Consider the following 14382-nt stretch of genomic DNA (forward strand, 5'->3'; position numbering starts at 1 on the left):
GAGCAGTTACTTAAGTGGTGCAAGTATTTTCTCCCGCAGGATAAGTGCTGACCTTATCGGTTAAAGCATCAGGTAGCTTGGGTGTTAACTTGGGATATTACTGCTATCCGGTTTCACCGTACGAGGTATAGAGGCCTCTTTTATATGACATTTTGCGGCATTTTATCGGCCAGCCAGTCTGATGACAAACTCACACTCGGTGGCCGATATTAGCAGATTAGACCTGGCAATGCCGCCGAATAGATCTTATTTCAGTAAATGGGATAAATCGCTGCCCACAGGGATAGGGATTTCCTGCTGCTCACCACAGAATAAATAGGCTGGGTTGTCACCGAGCAGGGATAAAGTGTCTCCCTGACGCCAGAGAGCGCTGCCTTCGACGATACCCACAACCGGGGTGATAGGATCGACACGGGTGAATTCGAGTAAGCGTTGGGCGCGGGTTTCGCCGTTATGTCCCGGAGCGCGGTAGTTCGAATAATGTGGATTTAACTGAAATGGCACTATATTTAACGCGGTAAACGACGGCGGCTCGATAATCGGCATATCGTTGGTGGTGCGAATGCTCAATCCAGAGACGTTAGAGCCCGCGCTCCAACCAATATATGGTTTACCATTCAGTACTTCTTCACGGATCAGATGCACTAAATCGTACTTATAGAGCTCGTGCAGTAAATGGAAGGTGTTGCCGCCACCGATCAAAATGCCGTCGGCATCTTTAATCGCTTGGCGCGGATCAGGATGTTGATGAATGCCGCTGATATCGAGCCTGAGTTCGCTTAATCCCGCCACGACTGAGGCCAAATAAGTGTCGTAACTCATGCTGACACCGGCATAGGGGATAAAGATCCATTTTTGGGCGTTAGCGGTGAGCGGTTTGATAAAGGGAATCGCATGGGAAAGGTAAGGCGTATCACCGACGCGAGAACTGCTCAGTAGTAGGGCATTAACTGTCATTTTTTTATCCTGAAATCTCGGAATGTGCTGGCATGTTAACAAAGTTTAATCGCGATAAACATAGATAAACACACATGAATTTGGCTGTAATGCTGACAGAGCCTAGATTTAAGCTTGGATTAATATACTGTCCCTAGACTCACGAGCCATGAAAGGCAATGTCTAAATTGAGAGAAAAATTAGCGAGTAGAAAAACTCTTATCTTTACCCCTTGAATTTCGATTAATTGGACATATTATGTCTTTGAGCAAAGTTAAATGGCATGTGTTTGCCGTAAAGGAGCTGAAATGAAGCGTATTTTTTTATTGATTGCGACTAACCTAGCCGTGTTGCTGGTAGCCTCAATTGTGATGTCTATTCTGGGCGTGAATACGTCTACTATGGGTGGACTGTTAGTGTTCGCTGCGATTTTTGGATTCGGCGGAGCCTTCATCAGCTTAGCCATTTCAAAATGGATGGCGAAAAAGACCATGGGCTGTGAAGTGATCACCACGCCACGTGATAGCACTGAGCGTTGGTTATTGGAAACGGTTGCCCGTCAAGCGCAACAAGCTGGAATTAAAATGCCAGAAGTGGCGATTTACCAATCGCCAGAGATGAACGCTTTTGCCACTGGCCCAAGTAAAGACAACTCATTAGTCGCCGTGAGTACCGGTCTGTTATACGGTATGAGCCAAGACGAAGTAGAAGGGGTTCTCGCCCACGAAGTGAGCCACGTTGCTAACGGCGATATGGTGACACTGACCTTAATTCAAGGCGTGGTGAACACCTTTGTTATCTTTGCCGCGCGTGTTGTTGCGGGCATTATCAATAACTTCGTCTCGAGCAACGACGAAGAAGGTGAAGGTCTAGGCATGTTCGCTTATATGGCGGTTGTGTTTGTCCTCGATATGTTGTTTGGTATCTTGGCCTCGATTATCGTGGCTTACTTCTCACGCATCCGTGAATACCGTGCAGACGAAGGTGCAGCACGTTTAGCGGGTAAGCATAAGATGATTGCAGCGCTTGAGCGTTTACGCCAAGGCCCTGAAAGCTCAGCAATGCCTGCGCAAATGTCTGCCTTCGGTATTAACGGCAAGCGTTCAATGGCAGAGCTGATGATGAGCCACCCGCCATTAGAGAAGCGTATCGCCGCTTTACAGACCCGTTAATCGAGGCTGTAAGATTAAAAAAGGAGACCTAGTGTCTCCTTTTTTATTGGGGCTTTTCTTTTTCTACGGATTAGGCTAGGGCCGTTTTTAGTTGTGAGCGATAGGTTAAGTCAATGTAAAACTCTTATATAAGCATGTGGTTACATGATGCAGCGCACATTTTACCCCTTGGTATATTGATAAAGTTACTTTGCATTAAGATTGGGTTGCTTATTGCTCAATCCTTAGCTAAGTTAAATCGAGTCGTGCTATTTACATTGGTTGCGAGATGGAAGTCACCCTGACAAGAATTTCCACTGTCAATCGCCATTGGAGGATACAATTGTGAGCAAAAAACTATTAAGTGCGCTTTTCGGGGCAAGTCTTGCAGCGCTGGCGCTGTCACCAACCGCATTTGCCGCGGATCAAAAATTATCAGACTTCCATGCTGAGTCAGGTGGTTGTGAAAGCTGTCATAAGGATGGTACGCCTTCTGCTGATGGTGCTTTCGAATTTGAACAATGTCAAAGCTGCCACGGCTCTTTGGCTGAAATGGACGCAGTACATAAGCCACACGATGGCAACTTAGTTTGTGCTGACTGCCACGCTCCACACGATATGAACGTAGGTCAAAAACCTACCTGTGAAAGCTGCCATGATGATGGTCGTACTCCAGACTCTATCCTGAAGAAGTAATCCCTACTTCGGTATAAGCTTGATAAAAAAACGCCAGCAATTGCTGGCGTTTTTTATATGCAGGATTTATCTCACTCGTCCTTGGGTTGCCCTTGGATCAGTTTTTTACCGGAAAACATGGCCGAAATGATCCCTGGTTGACGTTTGATTTCGGTATAGACCACCGCAAACACATGCAGCACGATAAGGAGCATTAATAAATACACTGCGTATACGTGGACTTCACCGGCCAGCCCCTTCATGGGCTTGATGGCATTGGCTTTATCGGTATCTACGCCCGTGGCATCGTAGGGTTTTAAACTACTCGGGTCGACATTCGCTGCCGCTAAATACTGTTGTACTGTGCTGCCGAGCGGTGGATAGTAAATATCAGTGCCAGCGCGGATCAGGCCAGTAAACATTATAGTGACCAATAAGAGCATGATGGCGAGTACGGCAAATTTTCCCTTAGGATTGTGGCCTAGGTATTGGGGATTTTTACCCGCGGCAAGCTCTGCTTTATAGGTTTGTAACTCGGCCTTGCTATTGGCATTGGGGAACATATGGCTAAAGCGGGCGTATTTATTACCCATAAACCCCCACGCTAAACGAATAAGTAAATTAATCGCAAAGCCATAGCCAATGATGACATGCAGGGTTTTAAGCCCGATTTTACCGGAGAGTTCGGTTATGCCTAAGTCGCTGCGAAACATCATCATGCCACCCACAATCAGTAGGGCGAGCACGAGGAGCAGATTGATCCAATGAAACAGGCGGGTCGGTCTGTCCCATACCCGATATGATTTCATTTCGACTGGGATTGGTTGTTGATTGGACATAATATTTCCTTATTATTTGTGTTGATTTATCTTACGCCTTTCAATCATGAATAGCGCATTATTTTCAGTTTAGATTCAGCCTTCTGATTGACAATACTCAATGCTAAAGTTGCAGAAGTTTTTGATTTGCGTACGGTAAATATTTTTATCGTAAGTCTTTTGAATCTGTTTTATCTAATGCTAATATCGTGTGCACGGTAGACTTGGAAGTCTATTGAACGGATGTTGAAGTGGTATTGAGAGATGTTTCTCCTCTCAAAATGAATAATCGTTAACCAGACAGGGAGTGAGCAGGATGTTCAAAATATTACATTGGATTGTAGTGTCAAGATCGCAAGTTCTGATGGAATTACTGGCCGGACGCTGGCCGCAGGAGTTTCTCGTTAAGCTGTCCCAAGTCAGTCCAGACGAGATGTGTGATCAAATCAAAGATAACCAAGCCTCTATGGTAGTGATTGACCTTTCCACCGTCGATCTTCAAAAAGCCTATCAATTTCAACGCTTACTTGCCCGCGAACACCCGAGTGTGCGAGTCGTTTATATCCAGTTCCCTAAACAGGTTGATGCCCGTTTCTTAATGCAAGCCTCGACTACGGCAGGGGTGTTTTATCTGGATGCAGGACTGACTGAAATCAGCCTTGGCCTCTCCAACATCCTGCGTGGACACAGAGTGATCCCTATCCAATTGGTGAACGGGGTGAATGATGACTTTGGACTGTTCGAAGATACCGAGCCATTGACCATCCGTGAGCGCGAAGTGTTACAAGCCCTGCTGTCTGGTAGCACTAACCTCGATATCGCCAATCAATTGTTTGTGAGTGAGAGCACCATTAAGACTCACTTGTACCGTGTCTTCCGTAAGATTGGTGTGTCGAGCCGTGGTCAAGCCATTGCTTGGGCGCAAACCTATTTACACGATGTGGTGGTGTAACCCATTGTTGATGGTTCGCTAAGCCAATATTCAATTGCACAAACAAAGAAACAAATAGAAAGGGGCAATCGTCGATACGATTGCCCCTTTTGTGCTTTATGGGTTAAAGACTAATACATTAAAGATCAAAGACCTAACCAAGCCTGCATTTTGTCTTTATCTGTGATGCTTAAGGCAATCGTATCCTTTGGCGCCTCTGCAATAATCAGTTCTCCCGTCATCAATTCATCGCGTCTAAACCAATGCAGGCTTAGGCGTTGTCCGAGTGGGTATTGCTGAAGCTGAGCTTCAAATTGACCTGTCACCTGCAGATTATCCGCCGCAATTAAGATATCTCCGGCGCTTAAGCCCGCGAGGTGCGCAGGGCTGCCTTGAGCGACCGTGGTGACTTTAAGGCCGATTGGTGCGGCTTGCGTCTTAGCGCCAAAGGCAATCTCATACCCTTTGGCCGAGCCACCGCCGACATCCTGCGCGCCTTGGCTCGCTCTCAGGGTCAATTCAACCCCAAACTCGGCCAGTAACGGTGCCAGCGGGATATCGTCGGTATTGTCTAGATAGGCGAAGATATCTTGGCAATCGCGCCCCAATAAGCGTTCAACAATCCTTTGATGACATTCATCCGTGGTGCCGCGATTTTGCAGGGCATATTCCTGCCACAGAATGGTCATTAGATCGTCGAGGTTGTATTTTCCTTGAGTCTCGCTTCTGAGGGTTAAATCCAGATACAGAGCAAACAGGGCGCCCTTAGTGTAATAACTGATAATGGCGTTTTGGGCGTTCTCATCCTGTTTGTAGAACTTAGTCCAAGCGTTAAAACTCGAGTCCTTAATGCTTTGTTTAAAGCGGCCTTGACTGCGGTATACCCGGGTAAAGGTTTCGCTCAGCATATCTAAGTAGCTTTGCTCATCGACTAAGCCTGCGCGATAGGTAAGGAAATCATCATAATAGGAGGTGATGCCCTCATAGGCCCACAGCTGCGGCGTATAGGTTTCCGCCTCGAGTTGATAGGGTAAGAAGCATTCTGGCTTGATGCGCTTGACGTTCCAGCTGTGGAAATATTCATGGCTGCAGAGCGATAAATAGGTGCGGTAGTCATTATTGATCGGCGCATCCATCGACAGCGGCAAATCCTTGCGCGAGCACATGAGTGCCGTCGATGCCCTATGTTCTAAACCACCAAAGCCATTGTCGAGCACTGTCGTCATAAACAGATAACGTTCAAAGGGCGCTGGCGTGCCAAACAGCTTGATTTGATACTCGCAAATCGCCTTTAAATCTTGGCAGAGTCTCGACATATGGGCACGGTGACGACCGTTTAGTACGATATCGTGTCTTACGCCGCAGGCTTCAAAACTGGCGTGGGTGAATAGCCCCATCTCAACCGGATGATCGATAAGTTCGTCATAGCTTTGCGCGCAAAACTCACCAAAGGCAAATTCATCGCCGCTTTGGCGTGTCATGCTAGTGGCGAGTCGCCATTCGCTTAGGCTTGGCTCGGTCGGCGCCGCCATTGTTACTGTGTGTAAGCCTGCCTCAAAGCCGTGGGCGGCTAAAAATACACTGCTGCCGTTAAAGAAACCGTGGGTCATATCCAGATGCGCGGTGCGTACCGACAAGTCCCAAGCATACACTTGATAGGTTAAGGTGAGTTGGGTGCTGTGATGTTCGACCGACCAGGTTTGTTTATCCAGTTGAGTGAGCTTAAGCGGCTCGCCGTTATCGCCCGTGGCTTTAAGATCGATAATATTCTTAGCAAAATCCCGCACCATATAACTGCCAGGAAGCCATGCGGGCAGGCTAAAAACTTGCTTAGGGTGAGGCTTTTGTACCGTCATAGTAACGGCGAACAAGTGCGCCTTGGGATCGACGGGAATGATGTGATAGTGGATCATAATTTATCCTGTAAAACCGATGCGTTTTAATGGGCGTCATGCTGCCAAAAATGCGCACAACAGGCAAATGAAACGCAAAATATCTGGAGACACAAAGCGTTGAATTGCTAGTATACTATCCCAATTAACCCAAGGAGGACTCCCCATGGCCGAAGAAACCATTTTCAGCAAAATTATCCGCCGCGAAATTCCCGCCGACATCCTGTATCAAGACGAGCTGGTGACCGCATTTAGAGACATCTCACCAAAGGCGCCAACCCATATTCTGATTGTGCCGAATCATTTGATCCCAACTGCAAATGATATGAAAGCCTCGGATGAGCCTGCACTCGGCCGGATGATGACAGTGGCGGCCAAATTGGCGGCAGAGGCGGGGATTGCCAAAGACGGTTATCGTTTGATCATGAACTGCAACAAACATGGCGGACAGGAAGTGTACCATATCCATATTCATCTCGTTGGCGGAGAGCCACTGGGACCCATGCTGAGCCAAGGTCAATGAAGGTAAATCCTGATTTTTTTCCGCTGACTCAAATGGCGCAGCGATTTGTCGATCAGCTCGCCCAGTGCCGTCGCTTAGGGTTAACCGTGCTCGAAGCCAGTGAGCACCATGTACTGATTGAGTTGCCCTATAGCACTGAGTTAATTGGTTATCCCGATACGGGCGTTATCCACGGCGGGGTGATCACTACCCTGATGGACACGGCCTGTGGCAGTGCGGTAGTGAGTGCGATTTTTCAAAAATATCAATCCTTAGAGATTTCGCCCACCCTCGACTTACGGGTCGATTATATGAAGCCCGCGCAGCCCCATAAGCCAGTTTATGGCTTCGCCGAGTGCTATAAGTTGTCATCTAATATCGCCTTTACCCGCGCCATCGCCTATCAGGACAGCATTGATGATCCTATCGCCCATGCGGTGGGCTCTTTTATGCGGATCAGCCCCGAAATGGTGGGCGATGCCTTTAGACAAGCCTTGATGGGAGAAGCCGTGCCGCCCTTAGGAGAGACAGATGAACTCAAATAAGCCGACCGAGCAGAAAACCCTCGATGTGCAGGGAATTGTAAAACGCGCCACCGAGCTGAATGACTTTGGTCATCTGCTCGAACATGTACCTTATGCTAAGTTTATTGGCATGAAGGTCGAGCGCTTTGGCGATGAGCTGATTTTCAAACTCCCCGCTAAGGATGACAATATCGGTAATCCCATTCTGCCCGCGATTCATGGTGGGGTGATTGCTGGTTTTATGGAAATGTCGGCCATAGTGCAATTAATGGTGTTTATGCAAACGGCAAAAGTGCCAAAAGTAGTTGATTTCTCGATTGATTACCTGCGAGCAGGCCTGCATAAGGACAGCTTTGCCGAATGCCGTATCACCCGTCAGGGTCGACGGGTCGCCAATGTGAACATCAATTGTTGGCAAACCAATCGTAAGCAGTTGATCGCTACCGCAAGGGCACACTTTTTGATCGATTAATCGCGAGCGGGGAGCATGATGAGCACGTTAAGCATAAGTTCAGCTGGCGTAACGTAGTGTCATTGCCCATCCGTTGTTCGGCACCTAGGTTTTTGTGAGTGAGGGAAAACAAAATGAAAGCAATTTACAGTGGAGTAATCTTGGCTGCAGCTCTGACACTCGGCGCTTGCACCAATACGGCGGGCATTACGGTGAACTCACTGGGAGAAACCCGCGTCGATAACAACAGCTTCGCCCGTGATATCAGTGTTGAAGGGGTTGAGGCGCGCCGCGTTGGCGATCTGATCCAAGGTTCGGCCTTGATCGTCAGCAAGTCCTCAAGCGATATGCGAGTGCAATATAAGTTCACTTGGTACGACGCCAGTGGCTTTACCATCGAAGATGAAGCCACCAGTTGGAAATCGGTGAAATTACACGGTAAACAACAGCTACAAGTGTCGGCCGTGGCCCCAAATGCGCAAGTGGCGAAATTCGATGTCTATGTGCGCGAGACCTATTCAAACTAAACTTGAACCATAGGGTTTAGTTGTCACAATCGCGTTAGAGCATTTGGCACTTCAAAGCTAAGTTAACGCGCATTGATAAAGATTTACGCCACATTGATAAAGACTTACGTTTTTGAGACGTAAGTCTTTTGATTTTATCTATCCTCATCCTCACCAACCCATCTTCCTTCTGCTCGTTTGCGCGAGATGAGTTTGTCCAGTGACGGTTGCTACGCCGAGAAGCAAAATTGCGATAACTGACTCAGTTTGACGGAAAAGACTTAGCCGCGATAGAAAAGCGGACTTTAGTCCTAAAACTATTTCAGGGTTGAGCACTACTATCAGCATAATATTAGATGAGGATAGAACTATGACTGCTCATATTAATGCACAACCTACTGATTTTGCTGAAACTGTAATTATGCCTGGCGATCCGCTACGGGCGAAATATATCGCTGAAACCTACCTTACCGATGCTGTAGAAGTCACCAACGTTCGCAATATGCTGGGCTACACCGGTTATTACCAAGGGCAGCGTATTTCTGTGATGGGTCACGGTATGGGGATTTCCTCAATGGTGCTCTATGGCCATGAGTTGATTAATTTTTTTGGTGTTAAACGAATCATTCGTATCGGCAGTTTAGGCGCAACCCAAAAACACGTGCAAATGCGTGATGTGATTTTAGCGCAAGCGGCGGGTACCGACTCACCCACGAATGCCAAGCGTAGCAGTGGCTATCATATGGCAACCTCGGCCACCTTTTCCTTACTGCACAAAGCCTATACCCAAGCCACTGAAAAAGGCATTAGCGTGAAAGTCGGCAACGTATTTAGTGGCGATCTTTATTATGATCCCGACGAAGATATGATCCCGGCTCTAGAGCGTTTTGGGGTATTGGGTATCGATATGGAAGTCGCAGGTCTTTATGGCTTAGCGCATCAACAGGGCATTGAATCATTGGCCATTCTGACTGTATCCGATCACTGCCTAACAGGTGAGGAAACTACCGCCGAAGAGCGTCAGTTATCCTTCAATAATATGATCGAACTTGCGCTCGCGACTGCGCTGAATTAGGTCACACGCTAACCTTTGCACCTTTCGCATTTCACGATGGAATGACAAAAATGAATAATAAAATCACCTTAACCGCCATTAGTTTTCTCGCGAACTTTATTATGGCAGGTTTTGCGACGCAATTTGGGATGTTGATAGAACCCATAGCGGAGAAGTTTGCGGCCGATGTGAATGATGTGGCCTCAATCTTCTCCTTACTTAATGGTGGCGCATTGGCGGGGACCATTGCCGCCTTTTTCTTTATTGAAAAGTTGGGCATTAAGCGGATCACCTTACTCAGTTACAGTCTAGTCGCGCTTTCTGCGCTGGCATTACACCTTACCAGTTCGCTACAAGTGGTGATGATTGCCATGACCTTAATTGGGGTCTGTGGTGGGATTGGTCTGTGTATCGCGGGCACCATTGTGGTGTCTGTATGGCAAGCCAAAATGCAGAGCACTATGTTAGTGGTGCAGGATGCGACCTTTAATGTTGCTGGGGTGGTGTTTCCGCTGATCACAACCTACGCCTTAACCAATGCCCTGTCTTGGAGTTACAGTTACTTAGCCGTGGGTTTGGTTGCCTTAGGCACGGTAATTATTAGCTTGTTCACCAATTTTTCTCTGTGCGAGCAATCATCGAATACTGAAGAGAAACAACAATCGGAGTGGAATTTCGGTATTATCAGCGGCGGCATCGGCTTATTTTTAGGCATGCTGGCACTGTATACCTTTCTCACGTGGGCGCCGTTATTTGTAAAACAAAAATTTGATATCCCATTTGAGGAGGCGGGCAATATCATTACCCAATATTGGTCTGCCGCGCTGATTGGTGCTTTGATTTCAACCTTAATCGTGACTCGGGTAAAAATTCATCATTTCTTAGTTGGTATTATTGGTTTAGCCATGGTGATCACCTTTGTGATTGTGACTACCGACAAGTTGAATTGGATTGCTTATTTAACCTACGGTTACGGCTTTGTCTGCGCGGCACTTTACAATGCGTTTATTGCCTATGGCGTGTCGTTTGTGAAGCAAGCCAGCAGCAAGAATGTCTCCTACATTTTGATCAGTGGCAGTACGGGCGCCATGTTTAGCCCGGCTATCAGTTCGTTCTTCGAGCGTATTATCGGCTTACAAACCGTGATGTATGTAATCCCCGTACTTTACGCCGCAATCTTTATGCTGCTGATTGCATCGAGCCGGATGAAGCCTTCGATGTCTGCACAATCACTTTCGGCAAGTTAAGCTAAAGGCCCATACTCAGTTGATATCCGCCGAGTATGGATGTTGTCGAAGTGGGTTAAATGCCTGCTTCGACAAAAGCTTTAAGTGCATTCAGGTTTTTAATCCGAATGCCTTCTTTTTTACGCTCGATTAAACCGCGCTCTTCCAAATGTTGTAATGCCCGTCGGTAGACTCTGTCAGTGGTACCAAAACGCTCCGCCTCTAAATAACGCTTACTAAAACCATCGACGGGTAAATCGTTTAAATACTCATGGTAGATATCGAATGCCACGTTATAGCTGATGGGATAAAGTAGTCTGCGGGTAAAAATATCGACGGTATCTTGGTAATCAATCGCAATGGCACTGGCAAAAAACAGCGCCAGTTGTGGGTGTTGGTCGAGGGAGTGTTGCAACTTTTCGGTGCTAATTAGCGAAATTTCCAAGGGCTCGTTGGCGATGATGTCCAGCTGGCACTGGTATTGGGTAAAAAACTCCATCTCACCAAATAGTTGCGAATCACAATCGATAGTCCCTAATTGGAAACAACGGCCATTTCTGGCGGTGTGCCCCAGCGATACACGGCCTTGCTTGACTAACACCAGCGAGTTTATGGCTTCACCTTGTGTCATCAGGTGAGCGCCTTTTTTGAGCATTTTGACTTCGCTGATACAGCTAAGAATCACAGCTTCAATAAGAGGATAGTCTTGTTCCCATCGCTGGCTATAACGTCCCTTGGCTAACGGTTTTAGCTGCATTGAGTTGACCCTTCTACCATACTTAAAATCGTCGCCTTCTATAGCACTAGAAAGCATGTTGGGTCAAATCAGCCTAAGGAGAGAAGGGCGTTTGTATCGGCCGATTGTGAGCTGTCAGATGTTTCAATCGGGGCTTAAATGGCGTGAGCTAAGCGTCATTTACCTATGTGCAGATACAAGAGTGTCTACTTTATGATTTTCGTCATGTATACTTAGCGCCGCCAAGGGGTGTTTGCCAATCAAAGTGGCAGACTGAGATGTCATCAGACGAACCCTTAGAACCTGATCCGGCTAATACCGGCGTAGGAATGGGCCAATCAACAGCACACTTCTGAATCGCTTATTCGTTGCCGGATCTCAAACATGTATTTGAGGTCCTATGTATAACAAAAAGTCTACCAAGAGTTCCAACTTCTCCTTTTCGTTAACGCGTGCGCCATTAGCGCTGGCCATTTCGGCTGCGTTAAGCACGGCCGCATGGGCGCAAACCGATGCTATCGATAAACCTGAGCCTAGCAATGATATGGAAATCATGGTGGTGACTGCAGATTTTCGCAGTGCCAGTTTAGAGAAAATGCCATCGAGCATTACCGTTATCGATGCCCAGCAAATTCAAGATGAAAGTGCCCAGCACTTTGAAGACGTGATGAATTCTATTGCTAACTTCAACTGGTCGGGTGGCAGCTCACGTCCTAAGTATTTCCAGATCCGCGGCGTAGGAGAGCAGGAGCAATATCAAGGTGCGCCTAACTCATCTGTGGGTTATATCATTGATGATATTGATTTATCTGGTATCGGTATGGTGTCGAGCATGTACGATCTGCAGCAAGTCGAAGTGTTACGCGGCCCGCAGGGTACCCGCTATGGCGCCAATGCGTTAGCGGGCTTGATTTACCTTAAGAGTAATGACCCGACCGATGTGTTTGAACATGGCGCCGAGGTCTCTTTAGGCAATGACGATTTGCAAACCTTTAGCGGTTTTAGCTCAGGGCCGTTGAGCGATTCGGGCAAATTGTTGTACCGCGTGTCGCTGCAGCAACATCAACAAAACGGTTATCGCGATAATCTCTATTTAAATAAAGAAGATACCAATGGCCGTGATGAATTTACTGGCCGAGCTAAATTCCGCTGGTATGCCACCGACAATCTGCAACTCGATTTAACTCTGCTGCATGCCGATTTTGATAACGGCTACGATGCCTGGAGCTTAACCAACGATCCTAAACATACTATTTCGGATCAGCCGGGTGTCGATAGCCAGCGCACCACGGGCGCAGGATTTAAAGCCACTTACTCGGGCGCAGAGTCGTTTGAGTTAACCTCGCTGACTTCATTTGCCAATACCGATCACCATTATAGTTACGATGGCGATTGGGCTAACCCTGAATATTGGGCCTCCAAGCAATGTGAGGATGAGGGCAATCTCGCCCCTTGTCAGTACGATTACTTCTGGGACAAAACCGGTCAGCGTAAGACCTTATCCCAAGAGTTCCGCTTAAGCTCGACCGACCAAGGGCGTATTTTTGCTGGCTCAATCGACTGGTTACTTGGGGTTTATGCGATGAACCTTAAAGAAGATAACCAACTGTATTCTGAATATAATACTTGGCCCGATGAGGTGTTAGATTCTGAATATGAAGCAACTAATTACGCCGTATTTGGTCAGCTGGATACGGATTTAGGCGCCGATTATGCCTTGTCTGTGGGACTGCGTGTCGAGCGTCGCAATAGCCACTACTCAGACACCAACAATGATAATTTTGACCCGAGTGAAACTATGTGGGGCGGCCATATTGCGCTGAGCAAAGTGCTGAATGAATCCCATAATGTATACGCCAGAGTGGCGCGCGGTTACAAGGCGGGCGGTTTTAACATGACCTTGCCAGTCGAACTCAATGATAAAAAAGAGTTTGATACCGAAACCCTATATAACTACGAAATCGGTCTTAAATCCCATTGGTTTGAAGGACTTATCGACACGAATCTGGCGCTGTTCTATATGGACAGACAGGATCAGCAAGTGGCCGCATCCCAGCAAGATCCTAATAAGCCACAACGCTTTATCCTCTACACTGAAAATGCGGGTAGCTCACACAACTACGGTGCCGAGTTGGACGCCACTTGGTATACCACCGATAATCTCCAGTTTTACTCAAGCCTAGGTTGGTTAGAGACGGCGTACGGCGATTACCAGTACCAAGATAAATACGGTAGCGATGTGGATTTAACGGGTCGCGATTTGGCCCATTCACCACACTTGACCTACAGCTTAGGCGGTACGTATCGTGCGAACTCGGGTTGGTTTGCCAACGTCAACATGAGTGGTAAGAGTGAGTTTTACTACTCAGACAGCAACGACTCGCGCTCTGAGCCATACACCATTGTGAATGCGCGCTTAGGTTACGAGGCGAGTGCTTGGTCGGCGTATTTATGGGGCCGCAACCTGTTCGATGAAGAATATGGCGTGCGTGGTTTCTATTTTGGTAATGAGCCGGATAACGGCTGGGCGGAAAAGCAATATATCCGCTACGGCGACCCACGCCAAATCGGGGTGACACTAAACGTTAAGTTTATGTAATCCCTTAAGAATGATACATCAGATGTCAGGCTGTGCTCGCTCATTGCGTCACCGCCTGACGATTGCATTATTAGCATTTGACCTAAGGAGTGAAGATGAAACTCACCGCCGAAATTAGCATGTATCCCTTTAATGAAAATTATCTCGATCCGATCAAATGGTTTATCCATCGCTTGGATAGTTACCCCACAATTCAACGTGTTACCAATGCCATGGCGACGCAAGTGTGTGGCGACTATCAAGACGTGATGGCAATGCTCGCGACCGAGATGCAAGCCGCCCATGAAAAATGGGGCAAAGCGGTGTTTGTATGTAAGTTTATTGGTGGTGAGCTGAATTTAGCCCATAGCGAGTAACGCCCTGAGTTAACTTGAACGCTAA

15 protein-coding genes and 1 riboswitch are annotated in these 14382 nt (G+C 47.3%); of the genes, 11 read left to right on the plus strand and 4 right to left on the minus strand.

Annotated elements, in window-relative coordinates; genetic code table 11:
• Positions 1–246 precede the first annotated feature (246 nt).
• The gene (pepE, locus tag CBX96_RS03380) at positions 247–957 is read right to left on the minus strand and encodes a dipeptidase PepE (protein ID WP_109285689.1); all 711 of its coding nucleotides are present in this window, start codon (positions 955–957) and stop codon (positions 247–249) included.
• Between the two features lie 287 nt (positions 958–1244).
• Between pepE and htpX the strand changes: the two genes are divergently transcribed.
• Positions 1245–2108, plus strand: coding sequence for a protease HtpX (htpX, locus tag CBX96_RS03385; protein WP_011623112.1), 864 nt, complete (start codon positions 1245–1247; stop codon positions 2106–2108).
• 324 nt (positions 2109–2432) lie between these two features.
• Complete coding sequence (locus CBX96_RS03390) at positions 2433–2783, plus strand: cytochrome c3 family protein (protein WP_086902136.1); 351 nt, start codon at positions 2433–2435, stop codon at positions 2781–2783.
• 71 nt (positions 2784–2854) lie between these two features.
• Here the strand turns inward: CBX96_RS03390 and CBX96_RS03395 are convergent, their stop codons facing one another.
• Positions 2855–3601 carry a cytochrome b/b6 domain-containing protein gene (locus tag CBX96_RS03395; RefSeq protein ID WP_109285690.1) on the minus strand — a complete coding sequence of 249 codons (747 nt, stop codon included), beginning with the start codon at positions 3599–3601 and terminating at the stop codon, positions 2855–2857.
• 295 nt (positions 3602–3896) lie between these two features.
• Between CBX96_RS03395 and CBX96_RS03400 the strand changes: the two genes are divergently transcribed.
• A complete protein-coding gene (locus CBX96_RS03400) occupies positions 3897–4532 on the plus strand; it encodes a LuxR C-terminal-related transcriptional regulator (protein ID WP_011717426.1) in 636 nt (211 codons plus the stop codon).
• A 125-nt stretch (positions 4533–4657) separates the two neighbouring features.
• Here the strand turns inward: CBX96_RS03400 and CBX96_RS03405 are convergent, their stop codons facing one another.
• Positions 4658–6424 carry a M61 family metallopeptidase gene (locus tag CBX96_RS03405; protein WP_109285691.1) on the minus strand — a complete coding sequence of 589 codons (1767 nt, stop codon included), beginning with the start codon at positions 6422–6424 and terminating at the stop codon, positions 4658–4660.
• Between the two features lie 145 nt (positions 6425–6569).
• On the opposite strand from CBX96_RS03405, the gene hinT reads away from it, so the two are divergent.
• The 6 genes from hinT (at position 6570) to tsgA (ending at position 10687) form a co-directional block, all read left to right on the plus strand.
• Positions 6570–6926: a purine nucleoside phosphoramidase gene (hinT, locus tag CBX96_RS03410; protein WP_011623075.1), complete on the plus strand. Its 357-nt coding sequence runs from the start codon at positions 6570–6572 to the stop codon at positions 6924–6926.
• A complete protein-coding gene (locus tag CBX96_RS03415; RefSeq protein ID WP_011623074.1) occupies positions 6923–7450 on the plus strand; it encodes a PaaI family thioesterase in 528 nt (175 codons plus the stop codon). Before hinT ends, CBX96_RS03415 begins: the two co-directional genes overlap by 4 nt.
• Positions 7437–7901: a PaaI family thioesterase gene (locus tag CBX96_RS03420; protein WP_011623073.1), complete on the plus strand. Its 465-nt coding sequence runs from the start codon at positions 7437–7439 to the stop codon at positions 7899–7901. Before CBX96_RS03415 ends, CBX96_RS03420 begins: the two co-directional genes overlap by 14 nt.
• Before the next feature lie 113 nt (positions 7902–8014).
• Positions 8015–8407 (plus strand): YcfL family protein, encoded by a 393-nt coding sequence (locus CBX96_RS03425; protein ID WP_109285692.1) that lies wholly within the window; start codon positions 8015–8017, stop codon positions 8405–8407.
• Between the two features lie 349 nt (positions 8408–8756).
• Positions 8757–9461: a purine-nucleoside phosphorylase gene (gene deoD, locus CBX96_RS03430; RefSeq protein ID WP_109285693.1), complete on the plus strand. Its 705-nt coding sequence runs from the start codon at positions 8757–8759 to the stop codon at positions 9459–9461.
• Positions 9462–9511: 50 nt separating this feature from the next.
• Positions 9512–10687, plus strand: a complete 1176-nt coding sequence (tsgA, locus tag CBX96_RS03435) for an MFS transporter TsgA (protein WP_109285694.1) — start codon at positions 9512–9514, stop codon at positions 10685–10687.
• 55 nt (positions 10688–10742) lie between these two features.
• On the opposite strand, the gene CBX96_RS03440 is transcribed toward tsgA, so the two are convergent.
• Positions 10743–11423: a Crp/Fnr family transcriptional regulator gene (locus tag CBX96_RS03440; protein WP_109285695.1), complete on the minus strand. Its 681-nt coding sequence runs from the start codon at positions 11421–11423 to the stop codon at positions 10743–10745.
• 214 nt (positions 11424–11637) lie between these two features.
• Positions 11638–11749: riboswitch (TPP riboswitch) on the plus strand.
• Between the two features lie 53 nt (positions 11750–11802).
• Here CBX96_RS03440 and CBX96_RS03445 point away from each other — a divergent pair.
• Together CBX96_RS03445 and CBX96_RS03450 are read left to right on the plus strand one after the other, a co-directional pair.
• Positions 11803–14001: a TonB-dependent receptor gene (locus tag CBX96_RS03445; RefSeq protein WP_109285696.1), complete on the plus strand. Its 2199-nt coding sequence runs from the start codon at positions 11803–11805 to the stop codon at positions 13999–14001.
• Between the two features lie 95 nt (positions 14002–14096).
• Positions 14097–14357 (plus strand): YkoF family thiamine/hydroxymethylpyrimidine-binding protein, encoded by a 261-nt coding sequence (locus CBX96_RS03450; protein WP_011626476.1) that lies wholly within the window; start codon positions 14097–14099, stop codon positions 14355–14357.
• Positions 14358–14382: the final 25 nt, after the last annotated feature.

Origin of the sequence: Shewanella sp. BC20, assembly GCF_003129585.1 — a bacterium.
GTDB lineage: Bacteria > Pseudomonadota > Gammaproteobacteria > Enterobacterales > Shewanellaceae > Shewanella > Shewanella seohaensis.